At 74.0% G+C, this 4432-nt stretch carries 3 protein-coding genes and 1 pseudogene; all 4 read left to right on the top strand.

The genetic code is table 11. From position 1 onward, the window contains the following. Window positions 1-406: pseudogene (locus ICW40_RS11540) on the top strand (PP2C family protein-serine/threonine phosphatase); the annotation flags it as partial. Between the two features lie 34 nt (window positions 407-440). Beyond that, window positions 441-1895: an FtsW/RodA/SpoVE family cell cycle protein gene (locus tag ICW40_RS11535; protein WP_221654080.1), complete on the top strand. Its 1455-nt coding sequence runs from the start codon at window positions 441-443 to the stop codon at window positions 1893-1895. Then, a complete protein-coding gene (locus tag ICW40_RS11530) occupies window positions 1892-3343 on the top strand; it encodes a peptidoglycan D,D-transpeptidase FtsI family protein (protein WP_221654078.1) in 1452 nt (483 codons plus the stop codon). The genes ICW40_RS11535 and ICW40_RS11530 overlap by 4 nt, the downstream gene beginning before the upstream one ends. Continuing rightward, window positions 3340-4432 (top strand): serine/threonine-protein kinase (locus ICW40_RS11525; protein WP_221654075.1); only part of this gene is annotated, 1093 nt, incomplete at its 3' end. The genes ICW40_RS11530 and ICW40_RS11525, both read left to right, overlap by 4 nt.

Genomic DNA, 4432 nt, shown 5'->3' with positions numbered 1-4432 from the left:
CGCCGCCGAGCACGCCGCCCGCGCGCGCGACGAGCAGGCCGAGGCCGCTCCCGAGCCGGAGCCCGAGGAGGACGACGAGCCGCCGCGCCGGCGCCGCGCCCTGGGCGTCGTCGTGCTGCTGCTCGTGCTCGCCCTGGTCGGCGTCGGCGGGTGGCTCGGGTACCGGTGGACGCAGGACCAGTACTACGTGGGCGACGCCGACGGCCGGGTCGCGGTGTTCCGCGGCATCCCGCAGTCCGTCGGCCCGCTCGAGCTCTCGCGCGTCGTGGAGCGCACGGACACGCGCGTCGAGGACCTGCCCGGGTTCATCCAGGACCGGCTCGTGCAGACCGTGCCCGCGACGAGCCTCGCCGGCGCGCGGGAGTTCGCCGAGTCGCTCGACGCCGAGGCGGACAGCTCACCATGACGGCACGCACGCCCGGCGCCCCGGAGGTGCGGTGATGGCCACCGTCGCACCGCACCGGGTGCGTCCGGGACGCAGCATGGAGCTGGGCCTGCTGGTCCTGGCGCTCGCGATCGGCGTCAGCGCCTACGCGCTCGTCGGCCTGGCGACGGCCGGCACACTGCCCGCGGACATCTTCGGGTACAGCGCGGGCCTCGTGGGGCTCTCCGTCGGCCTGCACCTGGTCATGCGGTGGCGCGCGCCGTACGCGGACCCCGTGATCCTGCCCGTGGCGGTCGCGCTCAACGGCATCGGGCTCGCGATGATCTACCGGATCGACATCGCCGAGACCGCGCAGGGCGAGAACTCGACGTTCGCCGAGCGGCAGCTGGGCTGGACCGCGCTGGGGATCGTGCTGGCGGCCGTCGTCATCGTGCTGCTGCGCGACCACCGCACGCTGCGTCGCTACACCTACACCGCGATGGTCGCGGGCCTCGCGCTCATCGTCCTGCCGCTCGTGCCGGGCCTCGGTGCCGTGATCAACGGCGCCCGCATCTGGATCCGCGTGGGCGGCTACTCGTTCCAGCCGGCCGAGTTCGGCAAGATCGCGCTCGCCGTCTTCTTCGCGGGCTACCTCGTCACGACGCGCGACACGCTCGCGCTCGCCGGGCCGAAGGTGCTCGGCCTGCAGCTGCCGCGCCCGCGCGACCTCGGCCCGATCCTGCTCGCGTGGGCCGTGTCGCTCGCCGTCCTCGTGCTCGAGCGCGACCTCGGCACGTCGCTCCTGTTCTTCGGCCTGTTCGTCGCGATGCTCTACCTCGCGACCGAGCGGCTCAGCTGGATCGTCATCGGCATGGGCCTGTTCGTCGGCGGCGCCGTGCTGGCCTCACGCGTGTTCAGCCACGTGGGCGCGCGGTTCGACGCCTGGCTCAACGCGTTCGACGACGACGTCTTCAACGCCTCGCCGGGCGGGTCGGGCCAGCTGGTCCGCGGCCTGTTCGGGATGGCGAACGGCGGCCTGTTCGGCACCGGCTGGGGCCAGGGCCGGCCGGACCTCGTGCCGTACGCCGAGTCCGACTTCATCATCGCGTCGCTCGGCGAGGAGCTCGGCCTCACCGGCCTGCTCGCGATCCTCGTGCTCTACCTGGTGCTCGCCCAGCGCGGCCTGCGCACCGCGATCGGCGTGCGCGACGGCTTCGGCAAGCTCTTCGCCGGCGGCATGGCGTTCGTCGTGGCGTTCCAGTGCTTCGTCGTCGTCGGCGGCGTCACGCGGCTCATCCCGCTCACCGGCCTGACCATGCCGTTCCTCGCCTACGGCGGCTCGTCGCTGCTCGCCAACTGGGTCATCGCGGCGCTGCTGCTGCGCATCTCCGACAGCGCACGCCGGCCCGCCGGCGCCGAGAGCGATGGCCGCGACGGTCGGGGCAGCGGCGCGCCCCCCGCCGACGACGACGTCGCGACCGGTGACGACAACGTCACCGAGGTCATCACGCTCGACCGGGGGCGCCGGTGAACACGCCCCTGCGCCGCCTGGCGTCCGTCGTCGTCGTGATGTTCGTCCTGCTCATGGGCGGCAGCACGTGGGTGCAGTTCTTCCAGGCGAGCCAGCTCAACAACGACGGCCGCAACGTGCGCACGCTGTACCGCGAGTACGGCAACGCGCGCGGCCCGATCGTCGTCGGCGGCAACGCGATCGCCCAGTCCACGCCGGTCGACGACCCCTTCGGCTACCAGCGCAGCTACGCCGCGGGCGAGCTGTACGCGCCCGTGACGGGCTTCTACTCCGTCGTCTACGGCCGCTCGGGCATCGAGCGCGCCATGAACACCGAGCTCAACGGCACGGCCGACTCGCTCTTCTACACGCGCCTCGAGGACCTCGTGACCGGCCGGCAGCCGCAGGGCGCCATCGTCGAGCTCACGATCGACCCCGCCGCGCAGCAGGCGGCGTGGGACGCGCTCGGCGACCAGCGCGGCGCCGTCGTCGCGATCGACCCCGCGACCGGGGCGATCCTCGCGATGGTCTCCAAGCCGTCGTTCGACCCGAACGTGCTCGCGGGCCACGACACGCGCGCGGTCAACGAGGCGTGGCAGGCGCTCCAGACGGCCGAGGGCAACCCGATGGCCAACCGCGCCATCGCGGGCGACACCTACCCGCCCGGCTCGACGTTCAAGCTGGTCACGGCCGCGGCGGCGCTCGAGGGCGGGCTCACGCCGGCGTCCGAGCTCGCCGCCCCGGTCGAGCTCGACCTGCCGCAGACGACGTCGATGCTCCGCAACTTCGGCAACAGCGCGTGCAGCCCCACGGGCACGACGACGCTCGCGGACGCGCTCCGGATCTCGTGCAACACGGCCTTCGGCCAGCTCGGCATGGACCTCGGCCAGGAGGCGCTCCGCGAACAAGCACGCGCCTTCGGCTTCGACACACCCCTCTCCGTGCCGATGACAGTGACGGAGAGCCATTTCCCCGACCAGCTCGACGCGCCGCAGACGGCTCTCTCGGCGATCGGGCAGTACGAGGTGCGTGTGACGCCGCTGCAGGTCGCGCTCGTCTCCGCCGCCGTGGCCAACGGTGGCGTGCAGATGACGCCGCACCTGGTCCGCTCCGTGCGGAGCCAGGACCTCACCGTGGTCTCCGAGACGGAGCCCACGGAGCTGGCGACCCCGATCACGCCCGCGACCGCGGCCGCGCTGCGGGACATGATGGTCGGCGTCGTCGCGGACGGCAGCGGCACGGCCGCGCAGATCCCCGGCGTCCAGGTCGCCGGCAAGACGGGCACCGCGCAGACGCTCGAGGAGGCCGCGCCGCACGCGTGGTTCACCGCGTTCGCGCCCGCCGACGCGCCGCGCGTCGCGGTCGCCGTCGTCGTCGAGAACGGCGGCGCCATGGGCAGCGAGGCGACGGGCGGCCGCGTGGCCGCGCCCATCGCGCGCGCCGTGATCCAGGCGGTGCTGGCGCAGTGAGGCCCGCGACCGCCGTCGCCCTGGGTGGGCGCTACCGCCTGGTCTCCCGCATCGCCGTCGGCGGCATGGGCGAGGTCTGGGTCGGCCACGACGAGGCGCTCGCGCGCGACGTCGCGGTCAAGGTGCTGCGCGAGGAGTTCGCCGGCGACGCCGGCTTCCTCGAGCGCTTCCGCACCGAGGCCCGCAACAGCGCCCAGCTCAGCCACCCCAACATCGCGCAGCTCTACGACTACGGCGAGCAGGACGGCTCAGGCTTCCTCGTCATGGAGCTCGTGCTCGGCGAGCCCATGTCGGACCTGCTCGACCGGCAGCCCGTGCTGCCCACGCGGCGGCTGCTGCCGATCCTCGCCCAGACCGCGCGGGCGCTGCACGCGGCGCACGTCGCGGGCGTCGTGCACCGCGACGTCAAGCCCGGCAACATCCTCCTCGCGCGGTCCGGCCGGGTGAAGATCACCGACTTCGGCATCTCCACGGCGAGCAACCAGATCCCGATGACCGCGTCCGGCATGGTCATGGGGACAGCGCAGTACCTCTCGCCCGAGCAGGCGATCGGCCGCGCCGCGACGCCGGCGTCGGACATCTACTCGCTCGGGATCGTCGCGTACGAGGCGCTCGTCGGGAACCGCCCCTTCACGGGCCCGACGGCGGTCGACATCGCCGTCGCGCACGTCAACACGCCCGTGCCGCCGCTGCCGACCGACATCGACCCCGAGCTCGCCGCCGTCGTCATGCGGATGCTCGCCAAGGAGCCCGAGGAGCGGCCGCGCTCCGCGGCGTCGCTCGCGCGCACGCTCGACGGCATGCTCGACCGGACGCCCCCGGGCGGCGTGCCCGCGCCCTACGGACGGCACGCGCGCACGGTGGACCTCATGGACGCGGCCGAGATGTCGGCGACCGGGGCCGTGCAGCGCGTGCCGCGTCAGAACGCCTCGGTCGCGTCCGGACCGCTGCCGCCGTCGACCGGCGTGGGATACGCGACGGGACCCGTGCCCGCAGTGCCTGCGGTCCCGCCGTCGCCGCCGACCGCCGCACCGGGTGGCACCGGCCGTGCGTCGGGTCCGGCCGCTGCCGGTCCGGCCGGCCCCGACC

The sequence above is a fragment of the Actinotalea ferrariae genome, assembly GCF_019733465.1.
In the GTDB taxonomy this organism is placed as follows: Bacteria; Actinomycetota; Actinomycetes; order Actinomycetales; family Cellulomonadaceae; genus Actinotalea; species Actinotalea ferrariae_A.
The sequence above is the reverse complement of the archived record's forward strand: the minus strand, read 5'-3'. Positions and strand labels throughout refer to the sequence as shown.